Consider the following 18,167-nt stretch of genomic DNA (forward strand, 5'->3'; position numbering starts at 1 on the left):
CGTATGTGAAGCTAACCGGGTGAGCAGCATTCAGGTCGCGGACCAGACCTTCATCGCGGCGGCCCCGGCGCGGGTCGCAGAGTGGCTCGGCGCCCCGTCCAAATGGCGGCGCTGGTGGCCGGATCTCCAGGTCGCCGTGCGGGAAGACCGCGCCGACAAGGGGATTCGCTGGACCGTCACCGGTGCGCTGACCGGAACCATGGAAGTCTGGCTGGAGCCGGTCCTGGACGGGACCATCGTGCACTACTTCCTGCACGCCGAACCGACGGGCGTGGGTCCTGCCGACCTGGCGAAGATGGATCTCGCGGCCGCCAACCGCGCGCGTCGCGTGGCGGGCAAGGACGTGACCTTCGAAGCCAAGAAGTCCCTCGAGGCGGGCCGGGCCGCGGGCGAGTCGCCCGCCGCCGTCGCGGGGTAGTACGCACTACGCGGCCCGTGAACGCGGGCCGTCGGAAAGGAAGCGTTCGCCGTATGGCCGACAAGACCAAGATGTCGATCACCGTCGCCGCACCGCCCGATCGGGTGATGGACGTGATCGCCGACTACGACGCGTACCCCGAATGGGTGGCTGCGGCGAAGTCGGTCGAGGTGCTCTCGACCGGCCCGCGCGGGCGCGCGAAGCAGGTGCGGTTCGTGCTCGACGCGGGCATGGTCAAGGACACCTACGTGCTCGAGTTCGACTGGGCCGCGGACGGCCGCTCGGTGACCTGGGAACTGCTCTCCGGCGAGATCCAGAAGGCGCAGTCCGGCTCCTACAGTCTCGAGCCGACACCCGACGGCTCGACGGTGGTGACCTACGAGCTGACGGTGGACCTGAACATCCCGATGATCGGCCTGTTCAAGCGCAAGGCAGAGAAGGCCATCACCGACACCGCGCTCAAGGAACTGAAGAAGCGGGTCGAGGGCTGACCGCGCTCGACTCCGACGCGTACCCCCGGGTGCAGCTGATCGTCGGCAAGGGCGGCGTCGGCAAGTCGACGATCGCGGCGGCCACCGCAATCGCGCTGGCGTGCAAGGGGATGCGAGTTCTGGTCGTGTCGCTCGACCAGGCCCATTCACTGCGCGAGGTGTTCGGACTGCCATGGCGTCCCGGTGGTGCGGACACCGTGAGCGAGGCAACCGAGGGCGTCGAGGTGCTCGAACTCGACACGCTGGCGTTGCTGGAACACCGGCTGGCCGCGCTGTCCGCGATGGTGCCGGCCGGCGGCGACCACGAGCACGGGTCGCCACTCACGCTGCCGGACCCCGAGGAGCTGACGGGACTGCCGGGGGCGCAGGAACTCGTCGGTCTCGCCGAGGTGACCCGGCTGGCCGGGTCCGGGGACTGGGACGTGGTGCTCGTGGACTGCCCGGCGACCGCGGACGCGCTGCGCCTGCTCACCGTTCCCGAGCTGGTTTCCGATGCGGTCGAACGGATCTGGCCCCGGCACCGCCGGGTGATGTCGGGTGCGGGTGCGGCGCAGTGGCAGCTGCTCGCGGCGCTGCTGGTCGACCGCCTCCTCGACTCGACCGTGCCGATCCGTGCACTGTTGGCCGACGGCACCAGGACCGGCGTGCGGCTGGTTGTCACCGCGCAGTCGGTCGCGGCGGCGGAGGCGCGCCGGACCGTGACCGCGCTGGCACTGCTCGGCCTGCGTCTCGACGGCGTCATCGTGAACAATGTTCTGCCGCTGTATGATTCGCAGCCGTCCGGGGGTTTCGAGCATCCCGTCCTGCGGTGGTACGCGGACCGGTGCGCCGATCAGCGGGCCGCCGTCGACGGGTTGCGTGACGCACTCGGTGACGTTCCGGTGCTCGTCGGGATGGATTGCGGCAGCGAGCCGGTAGGGTTGACCCCTCTCGCCGCGCTGGCCGACGCACTCTTCCCGGGTGCGAGCGAACCGTTGCCCGCAGGCGAGGCTGCGGCGGCTCCGACTGTCGTACTGGAATCGGGGGTGGGAGTGGAGTCGGTGTATGCGCTTCGCCTGCCGCTGCCGCTGGTCGATCCGTCGACGCTGACCGTCGGCCGGGTCGAGGACGACCTGCTCATCGGTGCGGCGGGTGTTCGCCGCCGGGTCACGCTCGCATCCGTGCTGCGGCGGTGCGTCACCGACAGCGCCGGCTTCGAGGGCGGCGACCTGGTGGTGCGCTTCCGCCCCGACCCCGGGGTGTGGCCGACGTGAGCGGCGACCACGCGGACCTGATCGCGGAGTTGCGCGCGCTGACCCATCTCGCCCTCGAACGGCTCGAACCGATGCTCGACCGGGCAGCAGAGGCGGCGGCGAACGCGGCCGACCCCGCGGACGGCGAGCCCGGTCCCTACGGGTGCGCCTGGTGCCCGGTCTGCGCACTGGCAGCGCTGGCCCGGGGCGAGCAGCACGACCTGGTCACCATGCTGGCGTCGCAGGCCTCGGTCCTGCTCGCGCTGGTCCGGGCCCTGCTCGACGAACACGGCTCGCACCCCGGTCCGGGCGACGACGGACCGGGTGGGGCCGGTCCGGGCGGCGCGCCGACGGACCGACCGCGCGCATTCGTCCCGATCACCGTGCAGGTCGAGGAGAATCCCTGACCATGGGCACTCGCGCGGGCACCTCGGCACTGACGATCGGGATCGACGTCGGCGGAACCAGCATCCGGGCCTCGGTGGTCGACGCGGACGGGCAGGTGCTCGACTCGGCCCAGGCGCCGACCCCGCAGTCCGCGGGGCCACTCGACGAGGCTCTGGACCGGACCGTGCGCGAGCTGGTGGACCGGCACCGCATCGGTGCGGTCGGGCTCGCGGTGGCCGGCTTCGTCAACCGGGACCGCTCCCGGCTCCGGTTCGCGCCGCACCTGCCGTGGGCGGATGTGCCGGTGGCGAGCGAACTGTCCGACCGGATCGGGCTGCCGGTGATCCTCGAACACGACGCGAACGCGGCCGCCTGGGCGGAGCACCGCTTCGGCGCCGCGTCCGGGGGCGGCAACGTGGTCACGGTCGCGATCGGCACCGGAATCGGTGCGGCACTGATGATCGACGGCGCGCTCTATCGCGGCAGCCACGGAGTCGCACCCGAACTCGGTCACCTGCAGGTGGTGCCGGACGGCCGGGCCTGCGCGTGCGGCAAGCGCGGATGCTGGGAACGGTACTGCAGCGGAACGGCATTGGTGCAGACGGCGATCGAGATGCTGGCCGCCAACCCGGACGAGTCGACCGTCCTCGCGTCCGAGGTCGCTCGCGATCCGGGCTCGCTGACCGGACGGCGGGTCGCCGGAGCGGCCCAGGACGGCGACAAGCTGGCGCTGCGCACCATGGCCGACTTCGCGCAGTGGCTGGGCGTCGGTCTCGCGATGGTCGGGGACGTCTTCGATCCGGACCTGGTGGTGATCGCGGGTGGCGTGGCGAGTTCGGCCGGGCTCTACCTCGACGACGCGCGCGAGCACTACACGCGGCTGTCGACCGGTGCGCGGCACCGGCCGCGGGCCCGGATCAGGCGCACCCAGCTCGGGGAGGCGGCGGCGATGATCGGCGCCGCCGAACTGGCCCGCGTCGCGCTGGACTGACGCGCGCACCGCCGCTGCCGGTTCGGTACAGTCATCGGACACGAAAATATGGTGTGAGCACGGCTGACTTCGGGAAGGCGCCATGTGGTACTGGCTGTTCAAATACGTTCTTCTCGGACCGATCCTGTTCGCCCTCGGCCGCCCGAGCATCGAAGGGGCGGAGCATCTTCCGGTCAAGGGGCCCGCGATCCTGGCGAGCAACCACCAGGCCGTGATGGATTCGTTCTACCTGCCGCTGATGGCCCCGCGGATGATCACCTTCCTCGCCAAGAGCGAGTACTTCACCGGCACCGGATTCAAGGGCCGATTCCAGAAGTGGTTCTTCTCCGCGGTCGGTCAGGTGCCGATCGACCGGACCGGCGCCGACGCGGCCAGTGATGCGCTGACTGCCGGTCTGCGGGTGCTGGGGGAGGGCAATCTGCTCGGCATCTACCCCGAGGGCACCCGCTCGCCGGACGGGCGGCTGTACAAGGGCAAGACCGGCATGGCCCGGCTGGCGTTGCAGGCCGGCGTTCCGGTGATTCCGGTGGCGATGGTCGGCACCGACAAGCTCAACCCGATCGGATCCAGGTGGCCTCGGCCGACGAAGATCGTGGTGAAGATCGGCGAACCCCTGGACTTCTCCCGCTTCAACGGCATGGCGGGCAACCGATTCGTCGAGCGGGCCGTCACCGACGAGGTGATGTACGCCCTGATGAAGCTCACCGGCCGCGAGTACGTCGACATCTACGCCGCAACCGTCAAGGACAAGCCGGCCGGCGTCGCGGCATCGCCCTCGTCCACGCCCGTCGAACCCGCCGAATCTCCCGTCGCCGACCGCGATTCCGGTACCGGTGGCGACGACCAGCTTCCCGACACCCAGGCCAGCTGAGCTCGCCGGCCCGTCGCGAGTCAGCCGACCGGGACCGGCGTCAGGTTCTCGTCGTCGACGGTCCTCGCCTGCCCGGAGGGTGCCGGCGCGATCCGGATCACCGCGATCAGGGCGAGGGTCGCGAGCCCCCACCACACGTACGACGACGCGAGGAACTGGTCCCACAGCGGCCAGTCGAGGCCACTGCTGCGGCCGGGCGACAATCGCCAGTGCGGCGCGATCACCATCAGGGCGACTCCACCGATCGTCCAGCCCGCCCACACTGCTCGCCGCCAGGGGTCCTGCGGGGTCCGACCCAGGGCAAGGTGCCCGAAGATCATCAGGATCGGCACGACCCACACCCAGTGGTGTGACCAGGACACCGGCGAGGCCAGCAGGCCGAAGAGGGCGGTCGCGGTGAGCGCGAGCGCGGGCTGCCGCGACGCGAACGCGCGTCGCACCGCGATCACCGTCACCACGAGGGCGAGTACGCAGCACAGCGCCCACACCGGAGTCCGCACCGACGCGTCGAGCCCGAGTCGCGCGAGCATTCCGGTGATCGACTGGTTGCCGGGGTAGGCGGGCTTGCCGATCCGGTTCGAGTCGATGAGCGTGTCGGTCCAGTACTGCTTCGAGTCCGAGAAGGTGACGGCGAACCCGACGGCGGTGCCGCCGAGGAACCCGACCGCCGTCCACACGGTGGCCCGAATGTCCTTGCGCAGCAGGAAGTACAGCACGAACACCGCGGGGGTCAGCTTGACGGCGGCGACCAGGCCGACCAGCAGTCCGCGCGGCCACGGCGTCTTCGGCAGCAGGCAGTCGGCGACGACGAGCGCCATCAACACGATGTTGACCTGGCCGTAGTCGAAGGTCGAGTACACCGGTTCGAGGATCAGGGCCCCCGCGAACACCGCTCCCGCCGTCCACCAGGTCACGGCGGTGTCGACCAGCCCGAGGGAGCGCAGCGTCAGCACCACCGTCGCGAGGAGGGCGACCAGCGACACGGTGGTCAGCGCGACGCTCGCCTGGTCGAGGGTCATCGCGGAGAAAGGGCTGAACACGATCGCGGCGAGCGGGGGATAGGTGAACGGCAACGGGTTGCCCAACGCGGTCGCGGGCAGCTGGCCGTACAGCGGCACGCCGTGCGCGAACGCGGTGCCGCCGATTCGGTACACGTCGAGGTCGATCCGGTAGAAGCTGCCGAGCTCGCGCAGTCGGGGGAAGCCCACCAGGTTGTACGCCACCCCCGCGACGACCGCGACGAGCACGGCGACCCGGGCCAGCACACCGACCGTCGTGATGCCCGTCGACCGGGCGCCGGGTTCGTCGGCGGTGCGGGCAGCGTCGGTCCCAGCGTCGGGGGGAGTCTGCACCAGTCATCCTTACGGTCGGGCGGTCGAGGGTCGGGGGCGGTCGCCGCACCGGTGTGCCGGGCGCACTACTCTGCCCCCGTGCGCTACTTCTACGACTGCGAGTTCATCGAGGATGGTCGCACAATCGACCTGGTGTCGATCGGTGTGGCCGCCGAGGACGGTCGGGAGTTCTACGCCGTCTCCACCGAGTTCGACCCCACCCGGGCCGGAAAGTGGGTGCGGGCGAACGTGCTGCCGAAGCTGCCGCCGCAGTCGTCGCCGCTGTGGCGGTCCCGCGAGCAGATCCGCAACGACCTGCTGAAGTTCCTGATCCCGAGGCCGGGCATCACCCCCGAACTGTGGGCCTGGGTGGCCGCCTACGACCACGTTGCGTTGTGTCAGCTGTGGGGCGACATGACCGCGCTGCCGCAGTCGCTGCCGCGGTTCACCCGGGAACTCAAGCAGTACTGGGAGGACGCGGGGCGTCCGGCGCTGCCCGCGGCCCCCGGCGATGCGCACGACGCGCTCGCGGACGCCCGCCACAACCTGGTCAAGTTCGAGGCCGTGCGCGTCGCGCTGGCGCTTCGCTGACAGTCGAACGGTCGATTCGGCCAGTCGAATCGCACCCTTTGCGCCCCGCGATCCGGTTAACGAATATCCTGTACGGGTGAACTGGACTGTCGACGTGCCGATCGACCGCTTGCCCGAACTTCCGCCGCTGCCCGCAGCGATGCGTCAGAAGCTGGACGATGCGCTGAGCAAGCCCGCCGCTCAGCAGCCGTCCTGGCCGGAGGACCAGGCCGCGGCGATGCGCACCGTGCTCGAGAGCGTGCCGCCGATCACCGTCGCGAGCGAGGTGGAGCAGCTCCAGGCCAACCTCGCCGACGTCGCGCGCGGCGAGGCATTCCTGCTGCAGGGCGGTGACTGCGCGGAGACGTTCGCCGACAACACCGAGCCGCACATCAAGGGCAACATCCGCACCCTGCTGCAGATGGCGGTCGTCCTGACCTACGGTGCGAGCCTGCCCGTGGTCAAGGTCGCGCGGATCGCCGGCCAGTACGCCAAGCCGCGCTCGGCGGACGTCGACTCCCTCGGGCTGAAGTCGTACCGCGGTGACATGGTGAACTCGCTGGTCGCCGACGCGGCCGTGCGCGAGCACGACCCGTCCCGGCTGGTGCGCGCGTACGCCAACGCCAGCGCCGCGATGAACCTGGTGCGCGCCCTCACCGGCGCGGGCATGGCGGACCTGCACAAGGTGCACGACTGGAACCGCGAGTTCGTCGCGTCCTCGCCGGCGGGCGCCCGCTACGAGTCGCTGGCCAAGGAGATCGACCACGGCCTGCGGTTCATGAGCGCGTGCGGCGTCACCGACCCCACGCTGCACCAGGCGAAGATCTTCGCCAGCCACGAGGCGCTGGTGCTCGACTACGAGCGCGCGATGCTGCGCCTCGACAACGACGACGACCACCCCAAGCTCTACGACCTGTCGGCGCATTTCCTCTGGATCGGCGACCGCACCCGTCAGCTCGACGGCGCACACATCGCGTTCGCCGAACTGGTGTCGAACCCGATCGGCCTCAAGATCGGTCCGAGCACCACGCCGGAGATGGCCGTCGAGTACGTCGAGCGGCTCGACCCGACCAACAAGCCGGGCCGGCTCACGCTGATCTCGCGGATGGGCAACGGCAAGGTGCGCGATCTGCTGCCCGCGATCATCGAGAAGGTCCAGGCCACCGGTCACCAGGTGATCTGGCAGTGCGACCCGATGCACGGCAACACCCACGAGGCGTCCACCGGCTACAAGACCCGCCACTTCGACCGGATCGTCGACGAGGTGCAGGGCTTCTTCGAGGTGCACAACGGCCTGGGCACCCACCCGGGCGGCATCCACGTGGAGCTCACCGGCGAGAACGTCACCGAGTGCCTCGGCGGCGCGCAGGACATCTCGGACCTGGACCTGTCGGGTCGGTACGAGACCGCCTGCGACCCCCGGCTGAACACCCAGCAGTCGCTCGAGCTGGCGTTCCTGGTCGCGGAGATGCTGCGCGGCTGAGCCCGCCCGACCCGCTCGCCCGACGGCCCGCCCCCACTCCGGGGGCGGGCCGTCGGGCTGCGTCCCGGACATCTCGGACGACTTCGCCGCTCGGGTCGAACCTGTCGGTGCCCGGCGATAGCGTCACGGTGATCACTGTCACATCTGACCGTTCGACACCCGACCACCGTCAGTGAGGGAATCGCAATGAAGATCACCGAAACGCAGCTCGGCGCGCCCTGTTGGGCCGAGCTCGGGACCACCGACATCGACGCCGCCGGATCGTTCTACGGCGGGCTGCTCGGTTGGCAGCCGGAGGCCGAACCGAACACCGAGGCGGGCGGCTACACGATGATGCTGCTGGACGACGATCCGGTCGCCGCGGTGACCCCGCTGTACCAGGAGGGGCAGCCGGTCGCGTGGACCGCATCCATCGCGGTCGCCGATGTCGACGCGACCGTGCGCGCGGCCACGGAGGCCGGCGGTGTGCTGATCGCCGAACCGATGGACGTGTTCGACCTCGGGCGGTTCGCCGTCCTGGCCGACCCGGCCGGTGCGGTGATCTCGATCTGGCAGGGACGTGCATTCCAGGGTGCGGGGCGGCTGAACGAGACCGGGGCGCTGTGCTGGATCGAGCTGCGCACCCGGGACACCGCCGCGGCGCAGGCGTTCTACACGAGCGTGTTCGGCTGGACGGTCAACGCCGGCGACGCCTACACCCAGTTCGGAGTGGACGGCAAGGACTTCGGCGGGATGATGGCGATGGGCGACGACTTCCCGGACGGGATTCCGCCGCACTGGGCGCTGTACTTCGGGGTCGACGACGTCGATGCCGCGGTGACGAGGGCGACCTCTCTCGGTGCGCAGGTACACGTGCCGGGCACCGACATCCCGGACACCGGCAGGTTCGCGCTGCTGACCGATCCGCAGGGCGGAGCGTTCGCGGTGTACACGCCGAAGTCCTGATCCGGCGGCCCGCTGTCAGCTACCGGTGTTCCACACCGGGTAGACGTAGTGGCCGGGGCCTCCGCCGGGCATGGACGATCCGGAGACGTTCGGGAAGTCCGCCGGCAGCCGCACGAGTTGATGCGGGTTGCCGGCCCGGTCGGCCTGCCAGCATCCCGTCAGCACCCCGTGGAACGAGGTGCAGACGATGCGGGTGCTCGTTCCGTACGGCGAGGTGAGCCGGTCCTTCGCGACGAAGGGATTCCAGTACTCGGGATTGTCCGGCGTCAGGAAGTTGGTGTTGTCGAACGGCACCGACGGAGACGGATAGTCCGGGATCGGCGGCCACTCGTCGGCCGAGGCGATGCCGGACCCAGCGAGGATCGCGGCGGCGGCGAGGGTGGTGGTTGCGGCGAGCTGGGCAGTGCGGCGAGCGGAAGTGCGCATCATTTCCTCATCTCCTCCGGTCGCGGGTTCGGATACCTGGGCGGCACGAGACCCGCTGGTGTGATCATCGCGATCATCCCGCTCGCCGTTATCGACACTGGTGCACCGCGATCACGCTTCAGCGCCCGGTGCCGGCTACGGCAATGCCTTCAGCGTGACCTTGCTGCCGGGCCGGACCCGTTCGCCTGCCCCCGGCGATTGCGTCAGGACCAGCGACCGGTCCGTCTCGACCGCCTGCTTGACCTGCACGTCGAGTCCCAGTTTGGTCAGCTCGTCGCGAGCCGACCCGACCGTGCGCCCGAGCATCGAGGGCAGTTTCACCGCGGTCGAGACGGTCAGCTTCACCGTCGAGCCCGCCCCGACGGTGCGGCCCGCTGTGGGGTCGGTCCCGACCACCTCGCCGGCGTCGACGCCCGAGTCGAAGACCTCCTCGGTGCCGGACACCGCGATGCCGAGTCCGTCCAGCGTCGCTCGGGCCTGGTCGACCGTCTTGCCGCGCAGGTCGGGGATCTGCACGGGCGGCGAGCCCTTGCTCCGCACGACCCGCACCTGCGACCCGACATCGAGCACCGTGCCCGGTCCGGGGTCGAGCGCGGCGACCGCGCCCGTCGGGGCGTTCGTGCTGAAGGCCTCGCCGCCGTCCACCGGCACGAAGGTGCGGTCCTTCAACTCCTGCTCGACCCGGCTGCGATCCTCGCCCGCGGTCAGGGCGGGGACCGCCGGGCGGCCGAGGGACACCAGCAGCGCGACCGACCCGTTGCGGGCCACCCGAGAGCCCGCGGCCGGGTCGGTGCCCAGCAGGGCGTCCACCGGAGCGGTGTTCGAGTACTGGCCGCGGACCTCGGAGTCGAGGCCCGCCGCGGCCATCGTGGACGCCGCGGTCGCCCTGTCCATCCCGTTGACCGCGGGCACCGCCGAGTACCGGCCGGACCCCATCCACCAGCCGCCGAACCCGACCGCCAGTGCCAGCACCACGATCACCGTCAGCCACACCAGCATCGCTCGCCGCGACCGGTGCCGCTGCGTCTCGATGTCCGGGTAGTCGTACTGCGCCCCGTCGTGGCGGTGGACCCGTGTCGCCTCGGCGGGTGGCTCGTTCGGGTCGTCGGAGCGCGGCGTCGCGGCGGTGACGACCTTCGTGTGCTGTGGCGCCGCGTGTTCGACCGCCGGATGCGCGCTCAGCGCCACCGTCGCGGGCGCCGCGGTCACCTCGGTGGGGGCGGCGGCATCGACCGCGGTCGGGGCGGCGGGACGCGACTCGGGGGCGACGGCGCCTGCCACCTGCATCGCCGCACTGAGATGCTGTGCCGAGCGGCGCGGGGCGGGCACGCGGTACGCCGGGAGCTGCAACTGGTGGCTCACCGACCGCAGCGCCGCGGACATGTCGCCGGCGTTCGAGAAGCGCTCGTCGGGATTGCGTGCGGTCGCGTCGAGGACCAGTTGGTCGAACTCCTCGGGCACTCCGGGGATCACCGAACCCGGGCTGGGCACGTCGGCGTTGATCCGCTGGTACGCGATGGACAGCGAGGTGTCGCCGGTGAACGGCGTTCGCCCGGTGAGCATTTCGAACAGCAGCACGCCCGTCGCGTAGACGTCGCTGCGCGCGTCGGCGTTGCCGGTGGTGACCTGTTCCGGCGACAGGTACGCCGCGGTGCCGAGGATCACGCTGCTCGACGTCGCGTTCGACCCGGCCACGGCGCGCACCAGACCGAAGTCGGCGATCTTCACCTCGCCCGTGTCCGAGATCAGGATGTTCTCCGGCTTGATGTCCCGATGGACGAGTCCCGCGCGATGCGCGACGGCCAGCGCGTCGAGCACCGGACCGGTGACGGCGGCGGCGGCGTGCGGTGGCATCGGTCCGCGCTCGCGCAGCAGCTCGCGCAGCGTGCCGCCGGCGACCAGTTCCATCACCAGGAAGGCGTGCTCGCCGTCGACGCCCTGGTCGTACACCGCGACGAGGCCGGGGTGGCTGAGCCGGGCCACCGCCCGCGCCTCGAACTCGAACCGGGCCACGAACTGCGGATCCTGAGCGAACTTCGGATCCATCACCTTGATCGCGACGGGACGGTCCAGCCGCAGGTCCATCCCGCGGTACACCATCGACATGCCGCCGCGTGCGATCGGGGAGTCCACCCGATAGCGGCGCTCGAGCAGTGTGCCGATCAGTCGCTGATCTCCTGGCCCCACCCGCAGATACCCCATTTCCCGTCGACAATGTACGCATCGATGGTAGCCAGCGGCACGGACCCGCGGCGGCACCCGATACCGTTAGCGGTGTGAGTGCCATCCCTTATAGCGACGACGTCCTCGACCCCTCCGTGGAGCTGTGGCAGCTGCCCGACGTGGCCAAGCTGCTCGGCGTGGCCGTCACGCGCGTGCACCAGATGCTCCGCGACGGCGAACTGATCGCGGTCCGCCGGTCGGGCGTGCTCGGCGTCCCCGAGGCCTTCTTCGTCGAGGAGGGTGAGGTCGTCCGGTTCCTGCCCGGACTGCTGGTGGTCCTGCGTGACGGCGGGTACAGCGACGAGGACATCCTGCGCTGGCTGTTCACCGAGGACGAGACGCTGCCGGGCACCCCGGCGGCCGCCCTGCACGGCGACCTCGCGCGTGAGGTGGTCCGCCGAGCCCAGGCGATGGCCTTCTGACCTGACCCAGGTCGGGTTTTCCGACTGACCCAGGTCGGCGATTTTGCGCCCAGGTCGCCACGCCGATTCCCGGTCGGGCCCGGCCCGCGCGAACTAGGCTCGACAGTCATGACCAGTCTGTCGGGCAAGGTCGTCCTGATCACCGGTGGCGCGCGTGGGGTCGGCGCGGAGGTCGCCCGGCGGGTGCACCGGCGCGGCGCACGACTGGTCCTGGTGGACCTGGACGCTGCGCCGCTCGAGGCGATGGCCGCGGAACTCGGACCTGACGCGCTTCCCGTCGTGGCCGACGTGCGGGACCTGCCGGCCATGGAGTCCGCGGTGGCGCAGGGGATCGAGCGATTCGGCGGCATCGACATCGTGATGGCCAACGCGGGCATTGCCAGCTACGGCAGCGTCCTGGCCGTCGACCCGGCGGCGTTCCGGCGCCTGATCGACGTCAACGTCGTCGGCGTTTTCCACACGGTGCGGGCGGCACTGCCGTCGATCGTCGAACGTCGGGGCTACGTCCTGATCGTCTCGTCGGCCGCGGCGTACGCGGCCGCGCCGGGGCTGGCCCCGTACTGCGCGTCCAAGGCTGGGGTCGAGCACTTCGCGAACTCGCTGCGCCTCGAGGTCGCGCACCTCGGCGTCGACGTGGGCTCGGCACACATGTCCTGGATCGACACCCCGATGGTCCAGGACGCGAAGGCCGACCTGCCCGCGTTCAGGAAGATGCTCGCCGCGCTGCCGGGGCCGCTCGGCAAGACGACGAGTGTCGAGGTGTGCGGGCGCGGTTTCGAGCGGGGCATCGAGCGCCGCGCGAAGCGAATCAACGTGCCCGGCTGGGTCGGCGTGGCCCGCTGGCTGAAGCCGCTCATGCAGACCACGCTCGCCGAACGCGACATCCGCAACAACGCCGGGACGTTGCTGCCCGAGATGGACGCGGAGGTCGCGGGTCTCGGCCGGTCGGTCAGCGCCCGCATGCAGGCGCTCGACGAAGCCGACCCGAAGCGCTAGCGGACAGCGGCCACGAGCGAACCCAGCAGCCGCGGCGCCGCGAGCGCGACCCGTCGCCGCGGCGCCACCACCGCGCGCCGGTCGAGCACCCGATACCCGCCGTCCTCGACCTCGCCGAGGATGGCCGAGTACAGCTCGAAGGCCGCGGTCATCCCGGGCCGCACCCGGGGTTCGAGCATCGCCAGCCCGGGCCGAGCACGCCGGTAGTAGTCGCGGTTGACGGCCACGAAATGGGCCAGCGCGCGCTCGATCCGCGGATCCGACGTCCCGGCGCCCTGGCAGTCGCGCAGCAGGTCGGGATCGACACCGAACGCCGACAGTTCGTCGGCCGGGAGGTAGACCCTGCCGCGCCGCAGGTCCTCGCCGACGTCGCGGATGAAGTTGGTGAGCTGGAACGCCTCACCCAGCGCCGCGGCTGCGGGTTCGGCCTCCGCGACCGCGGTGACGGTGCCGAGGACGGGCAGCATCTGCAATCCGATGGCGGCCGCCGAACCGTGCATGTACCCGCGTAGCTCGCCCATCGTGGCGTAGACAGCGCGGTAGTCGGGCGCTCCGGGCAGGTCCATCCGCATCGACGCGAGGAAGTCCGTGAAATGGTCGAGGTGGATCGAGTAGCGGCCGATGGTGTCTGCGACGGCCAGCACCACCGCGCGGGTGCCCGTCCGCGGCGCCCCGGCGACGGCGGCCAGCAGTTCGGACTCGATCCGGTCGAGCTCGGCCAGGCAGTCCGCGGCCGGGCGACCGGCCCCCGCCTCGACGTCGACCAGGTCGTCCACCGTCCGGGCGAATCCGTACAGGGCGTGGACCGCCGGGCGACGCTGCTCGGGCAGCAGGCGGGTCGCGAGGTAGTAGCTCTTGCCGTGCTCGGCGGCCAGCTGTCGGCAGTACCGGTAGGCCCCGGCCAGGTCGCTGTCGGCCGGGTCGCCGCCCGCCAGGTCCGCCCCTGGCCCGGCGTCGTGCAGCGCGGTCATGTCAGTCCCGGACGGTGGCCAGGTCGGACACCGGTGCGTCGGCTGCCGCGGTGGAACTGACGGACCGGATCCGCAGCGGGTCCACCGTGACCAGCGACCGCGCTGCCACGACCGCGGCGAACGTCGCGAGCAGCACGTGCGGCAGCGTGTACAGGCCGATCGAGCCGTCCGGCTGGAACACCAGCATCAGCCAGGTCGACAATCCGACCAGGATCACCAACGTCGTCGTGGACATGGCGAAACCGGCGGCGATCGCCAGCGGCCACGAGTAGTACCAGGGCAGCGCGGCGGGGGAGAGCACCACGATGACCACGAGCGCGACCAGGATGCCGAGCACGGCCTGTCGCGGCGTCTTGCGGAACCGCCACCAGACGGCGACCAGGATGACCACCATCGCGACCGCACAGATCGCCCGGGTCACCTCGAGTACCGGTCCCAGCCGGAGACCGGTGAACCAGGACGTCCCGACCGTCACGGCGTGCGCCATGATCGTCGGCAGCGAGAGCCAGTTGATGATTTTCGCGGAACCGGACAGCGCGGTGAGCCAGCCGAGGCCGACCCCGGCGATCAGCGAGGCCGCCGCGAAGATCGCGGCGAACACCCCGACCCCGGCGCCCGCGGTCCTGGCGAACAGTGCCAGCGGCGACGGGGGTTCGCGGCCCTCGTCCCTCGCGCGGTCACGCTCGTGGATCATCCAGATCCAGACCAGGAACGGCAGCGCCACCCCGGCCATCGCCTTGACGGCGACACCGAGCGCGACCAAGGCGATGCCCGCGACGTGATGCCGGTCGAGTACCAGCGTGATGCCGGCGACCATCAGGCCGACCATCAGCATCTCGTTGTGCACGCCGCCGATGAGGTGGATCAGGATCAGGGGGTTGAGCACCGCCAGCCACAGCGCGACCGCGGGGTTGCCGCCGAGCTGGCGGGCCAGCCGCGGCAGCGCCCACATCATCAGGGCCAGGCCCGGCAGCATGGTCAGGCGCAGCAGCATCGTCCCGGCGATCACGTTGTCGCCGGTGATCGTGGTGATGCCCTGGCCGAGCAGCAGGGAGATCGGGCCGTACGGGGCGGTCGTGGTGGTCCACACGTTGCTGACGTTGTCGAGCAGGACACCGGGGTTGGCGACCGGACCGACCGCGTACGGGTCGTAGCCGTCGCGCAGCAGTGCGCCCTGGGCCAGGTAGGAGAACGCGTCGCGACTGAACATCGGGACGGCGAGCAGCATCGGCGCGGTCCAGGCCGGGACGGTCCAGCGCAGTTCGCCGACAGTCACGTCGTCGGCCAGCACGGCGCGGCCGAGGCGCACCCAGGCCGCGATCATGAGCAGCACACCGATCCAGACGATCGCGGTGGACAGGACGAGCCCGTGGCCGAACCGCAACCACGACAGGTGCAGGTCCTCGAGCAGCGGATCCTGTCGACGCACCGCCCCGGACCCGAATCCGCCGAAGGTGATCATCACCGCGCCGATGAAGCCGAGGACGGCGGCGTGCCCGGCGTCGCAGCGCAGGAAGTCCGCGATCGCGCGCGGCCGGCCACCGGTGGTTGCCGGGCGTCCGTCGGCAGCGGGAGTGGGGGACGTCATCGGTGCGGATCTTCCCCCAAGGTTGCGCGGCGCGGCCGCCGCGGACGTCCGGAACGGCCGCGGCAGGTGTGGACGGTGGCCCAGTTTAGTAGCTCGGCGCTCGGGCCCGGGAAACGGCGTGATCAGCGGTGCCTGTCGGGCGTGCCTTCACACAGTTCACCTGCCGTTCGGCGGGGTGACACCCTCAGCGACTGCCGCTGATCCGCTGCGCGGCGAGCTTGCCCGAAACGAGGACGGTCGGGACGCCGACACCCGGGGTGGTACCGCAGCCCGCCAGCACGACGTTCGACGCGCCGGTGTCGAGGTTGCCGCGCCGGAACGGTCCGGTCTGGGCGAAGGTGTGCGCGGCCGCGAACGGGGTGCCTGCGGACATGCCGCGGTCCGCCCAGGTCTGCGGGGTGTCGACGAGATCGACCCGGAAGTGCTCGGCAATGCCGGTGTAGCCGCGCCGCTCGAGCTCGGCGAGCAGTTCCCGGACGTACGGGCCGCCGAGCGCCGACCAGTCCAGCGGCGCGCTGTCGAGGTTCGGGCAGGGCGCGAGCACCGACAGCGGTTCGTGCGACTGTCCGTCGCGGGTCAGCAGCAGGTTCTCGTCGGTGCACGCCGGTCGGGTCAGCAGCAGCGAGGGGTCGCTCATCAGCCGGCCGCGACCGCCGCGAGCGGTGATCTCGGCGAAGGTGCGCTCCCACTCGGCGCCGAAGTCGATGGTGTGGTGGCCGCTGCCGGTCCACCGTCGGGTCACCTCGACGGGGATCGTGCCGTGCGCGACCACTGCGGACGGCGAGTGCCGCACGGGCCTGCGCGGGAGGCGCGGCGGCGGTAGCAGTGACTGCGCACCGCCGAGGTCGGCGGTGAGTACGACGGCGTCCACCTCGTGGCTCACGCCGTCGGCGGTGTGCACCCGTCGGGCGCGATCGCCGTCGTACTCGATGCGGGTGACCTCGCTGTCGAGTCGCAGCACGCCGCCGGCCGCGGTGAACGCGCTCGCCATCGCCTCGGCGATCGTGCGCATCCCGCCGTCGGGGAAGTAGACCCCCATCGAGGTGTCCATGTGTGCGATCACCCCGTAGATGCCCAGCGCCGTCGCCGGACTGGTACCGGCGTACAGCGACTGGAACGTGAACACCCGCTGCAGGCGCGGGTCCCGCACGAAACGGGCGACCTTCGGCCCCAGCCTGCCGAACCCGCCGATCCGGACCAGGGTGCTCACGTCGGCCAACGCCGGACGCGAGGAGACCAGGTCCAGGGCGGAGTCGAAGTTCGCGTCGATGAAGCGGTCGAACTCGGCGGCGTACAGCCGCGCCAGCCAGGCCCGCAGTCTGCGGTACCGCGTCGCCTCCGCGGGCCCGCAGACCCGGGCGACCTCCGCGGCCATGGACTCGGCGTCGGAGTGCACCTCGAGCGCGGTGCCGTCGGCGAACCGTGCGTGATAGGCCGGTTCGAGTTGTCGCAGTCGCAGCGGCGGCTCGACGCTCTCGAAGTCCGCGCCGACCGCGGCGAGCGCCTCCGACACCAGCTCGGGCATCGTCAGAACCGTTGCGCCACTGTCGATCTCGTAACCCGGACCGGTGTGGATGCCCACCCGGCCACCCACCGTGGGATCTCGCTCGAGCACCGTCACCTCGCGGCCGGACCCGCGCAGGTGCAGCGCCGCCGCGAGCCCGGACAGCCCCGCGCCGACGACCACCACCCGGTCGGTGCGCCCGGAAACGACCCGCATCAGGCGTCGCGGCGGGCGACGGCCATCGCCAACGCCCGCAGGCTGGCCTTGGCCTCCGCGGTCGCCGACGAGGACTCCAGCGCCCGCAGGCCCGAGGAGGTCAGCTCGTCGATGCGACGCTCCACCGCGTCGACCGCACCCAGGTCGGTGATGATCGTGCGCAGCCGGTGCACCTGCTCGTCGGAGAGGTCGGTGCCGATGCTGCGGCGCAGCACGTCCGCGGTGCCGCGGTCGCTCTCGTCGGCCCGCAACAGTGCCTCGGCGAACAGCACGGTCCGCTTGCCTTCGCGCAGGTCGTCGCCCGACGGCTTGCCGGTGACCTCCGGATCGCCGAACACGCCGAGCAGGTCGTCGCGCAGCTGGAAGACGATGCCGATGTCGGTGCCGAACTCGCGGTAGGCCGCGATCAGGTCGTCGTCGGCGCCGGCCAGCGCCGCACCCAGGTGCAGGGGACGCTCGATCGTGTACGCCGCCGTCTTGTACCGGTTGACGCGCAGCGCCGCGGCGACCGACTCGTCGGCGGTGACCTCGGTGCTGACATCCAGGTACTGCCCGCCGAGGACCTCGGTGCGCATCGCGGACCACACCGGCCCGAGCCGGGTCTGCGCGGCCGCGTCGACCCCGGACTCGCGGACCATGTCGTCCGCCCAGGCCAGCGCGAGGTCGCCGAGCAGGATCGCGATCGACTCACCGAACCGGCCCGGCTCGCCCGACCACCGGCCGGCGCGGTGCCGGTCCGCGAACTCGACGTGCACGGTCGGGAAGCCGCGCCGGGTCCGAGACGAGTCGATGATGTCGTCGTGCACGAGGGCGCAGGCCTGCACCAGCTCCAGCGCCGAGCAGGCGCGCAGCACCGCCGCCGCGTCGGGTCCCGCGGGGTCGCCGCCCGCGCCGAGCCAGCCGGTCCAGGCGAATGCCGGTCGTACCCGCTTGCCGCCGCGCAGCACGAAGGCCTCCAGGGCCGCGACCGCGTCGGTGAACGTCCCGCCGACGGCGTCGGTGCCGGGGCGGCGGCTGGCGAAGAACTCACGCAGAGCCGACTCGACGGCCGGGGGTACCGAGGTCATCGGGTCGGGAGGGGTACTCATGACCGACACCCTAG

Annotated in this window: 18 protein-coding genes; 11 read left to right on the forward strand and 7 right to left on the reverse strand. The window is 71.3% G+C overall.

The window, feature by feature from the left end:
* Positions 1 to 19: 19 nt before the first annotated feature.
* The 6 genes from FK531_RS08800 to FK531_RS08825 all read left to right on the forward strand — a co-directional run bounded on the left by FK531_RS08800 (position 20) and on the right by FK531_RS08825 (position 4,390).
* Positions 20 to 418, forward strand: a complete 399-nt coding sequence (locus FK531_RS08800) for a polyketide cyclase / dehydrase and lipid transport (RefSeq protein ID WP_142097778.1) — start codon at positions 20 to 22, stop codon at positions 416 to 418.
* 53 nt (positions 419 to 471) lie between these two features.
* On the forward strand, positions 472 to 909 hold the full coding sequence (locus tag FK531_RS08805) for an SRPBCC family protein (protein ID WP_142097781.1): 438 nt from the start codon (positions 472 to 474) through the stop codon (positions 907 to 909).
* Between the two features lie 29 nt (positions 910 to 938).
* The gene (locus FK531_RS08810) at positions 939 to 2,162 is read left to right on the forward strand and encodes an ArsA family ATPase (protein WP_142097784.1); all 1,224 of its coding nucleotides are present in this window, start codon (positions 939 to 941) and stop codon (positions 2,160 to 2,162) included.
* On the forward strand, positions 2,159 to 2,548 hold the full coding sequence (locus FK531_RS08815; RefSeq protein ID WP_142097786.1) for a hypothetical protein: 390 nt from the start codon (positions 2,159 to 2,161) through the stop codon (positions 2,546 to 2,548). The genes FK531_RS08810 and FK531_RS08815 overlap by 4 nt, the downstream gene beginning before the upstream one ends.
* Positions 2,549 to 2,550: 2 nt before the next feature.
* A complete protein-coding gene (locus tag FK531_RS08820; protein WP_142097789.1) occupies positions 2,551 to 3,519 on the forward strand; it encodes an ROK family protein in 969 nt (322 codons plus the stop codon).
* A gap of 82 nt (positions 3,520 to 3,601) precedes the next feature.
* Complete coding sequence (locus tag FK531_RS08825) at positions 3,602 to 4,390, forward strand: lysophospholipid acyltransferase family protein (protein ID WP_142097791.1); 789 nt, start codon at positions 3,602 to 3,604, stop codon at positions 4,388 to 4,390.
* A 20-nt stretch (positions 4,391 to 4,410) separates the two neighbouring features.
* Here FK531_RS08825 and FK531_RS08830 read toward each other — a convergent pair whose 3' ends face one another.
* The gene (locus FK531_RS08830) at positions 4,411 to 5,742 is read right to left on the reverse strand and encodes a glycosyltransferase 87 family protein (protein WP_246098017.1); all 1,332 of its coding nucleotides are present in this window, start codon (positions 5,740 to 5,742) and stop codon (positions 4,411 to 4,413) included.
* Positions 5,743 to 5,820: 78 nt separating this feature from the next.
* Between FK531_RS08830 and FK531_RS08835 the strand changes: the two genes are divergently transcribed.
* The 3 genes from FK531_RS08835 to FK531_RS08845 all read left to right on the forward strand — a co-directional run bounded on the left by FK531_RS08835 (position 5,821) and on the right by FK531_RS08845 (position 8,719).
* Positions 5,821 to 6,312, forward strand: a complete 492-nt coding sequence (locus FK531_RS08835) for a polyadenylate-specific 3'-exoribonuclease AS (protein ID WP_142097794.1) — start codon at positions 5,821 to 5,823, stop codon at positions 6,310 to 6,312.
* A 76-nt stretch (positions 6,313 to 6,388) separates the two neighbouring features.
* The gene (locus tag FK531_RS08840) at positions 6,389 to 7,774 is read left to right on the forward strand and encodes a class II 3-deoxy-7-phosphoheptulonate synthase (RefSeq protein ID WP_142097797.1); all 1,386 of its coding nucleotides are present in this window, start codon (positions 6,389 to 6,391) and stop codon (positions 7,772 to 7,774) included.
* A gap of 186 nt (positions 7,775 to 7,960) precedes the next feature.
* Positions 7,961 to 8,719 (forward strand): VOC family protein, encoded by a 759-nt coding sequence (locus tag FK531_RS08845; RefSeq protein ID WP_142097799.1) that lies wholly within the window; start codon positions 7,961 to 7,963, stop codon positions 8,717 to 8,719.
* A gap of 15 nt (positions 8,720 to 8,734) precedes the next feature.
* Here FK531_RS08845 and FK531_RS08850 read toward each other — a convergent pair whose 3' ends face one another.
* On the reverse strand, positions 8,735 to 9,145 hold the full coding sequence (locus FK531_RS08850) for a hypothetical protein (protein WP_142097802.1): 411 nt from the start codon (positions 9,143 to 9,145) through the stop codon (positions 8,735 to 8,737).
* Between the two features lie 135 nt (positions 9,146 to 9,280).
* Positions 9,281 to 11,332, reverse strand: a complete 2,052-nt coding sequence (locus FK531_RS08855; protein ID WP_246098019.1) for a Stk1 family PASTA domain-containing Ser/Thr kinase — start codon at positions 11,330 to 11,332, stop codon at positions 9,281 to 9,283.
* Between the two features lie 89 nt (positions 11,333 to 11,421).
* Between FK531_RS08855 and FK531_RS08860 the strand changes: the two genes are divergently transcribed.
* Both FK531_RS08860 and FK531_RS08865 read left to right on the forward strand, forming a co-directional pair.
* Positions 11,422 to 11,790, forward strand: a complete 369-nt coding sequence (locus tag FK531_RS08860) for an Rv2175c family DNA-binding protein (protein ID WP_142097808.1) — start codon at positions 11,422 to 11,424, stop codon at positions 11,788 to 11,790.
* A 108-nt stretch (positions 11,791 to 11,898) separates the two neighbouring features.
* The gene (locus tag FK531_RS08865; protein ID WP_142097810.1) at positions 11,899 to 12,786 is read left to right on the forward strand and encodes an SDR family oxidoreductase; all 888 of its coding nucleotides are present in this window, start codon (positions 11,899 to 11,901) and stop codon (positions 12,784 to 12,786) included.
* Here the strand turns inward: FK531_RS08865 and FK531_RS08870 are convergent.
* The 4 genes from FK531_RS08870 to FK531_RS08885 all read right to left on the reverse strand — a co-directional run bounded on the left by FK531_RS08870 (position 12,783) and on the right by FK531_RS08885 (position 18,153).
* Positions 12,783 to 13,757, reverse strand: coding sequence for a phytoene/squalene synthase family protein (locus FK531_RS08870; RefSeq protein WP_142097813.1), 975 nt, complete (start codon positions 13,755 to 13,757; stop codon positions 12,783 to 12,785). The two genes, FK531_RS08865 and FK531_RS08870, sit on opposite strands and share 4 nt — an antisense overlap.
* Before the next feature lies 1 nt (position 13,758).
* Complete coding sequence (locus FK531_RS08875) at positions 13,759 to 15,345, reverse strand: alpha-(1->6)-mannopyranosyltransferase A (RefSeq protein ID WP_142097816.1); 1,587 nt, start codon at positions 15,343 to 15,345, stop codon at positions 13,759 to 13,761.
* A 184-nt stretch (positions 15,346 to 15,529) separates the two neighbouring features.
* The gene (gene crtI, locus FK531_RS08880; RefSeq protein WP_142097819.1) at positions 15,530 to 17,065 is read right to left on the reverse strand and encodes a phytoene desaturase family protein; all 1,536 of its coding nucleotides are present in this window, start codon (positions 17,063 to 17,065) and stop codon (positions 15,530 to 15,532) included.
* Complete coding sequence (locus FK531_RS08885) at positions 17,065 to 18,153, reverse strand: polyprenyl synthetase family protein (RefSeq protein WP_142097822.1); 1,089 nt, start codon at positions 18,151 to 18,153, stop codon at positions 17,065 to 17,067. The genes crtI and FK531_RS08885 overlap by 1 nt, the downstream gene beginning before the upstream one ends.
* Positions 18,154 to 18,167: the final 14 nt, after the last annotated feature.

Source organism: Rhodococcus spelaei, from assembly GCF_006704125.1.
Classification (GTDB): domain Bacteria; phylum Actinomycetota; class Actinomycetes; order Mycobacteriales; family Mycobacteriaceae; genus Rhodococcus_G; species Rhodococcus_G spelaei.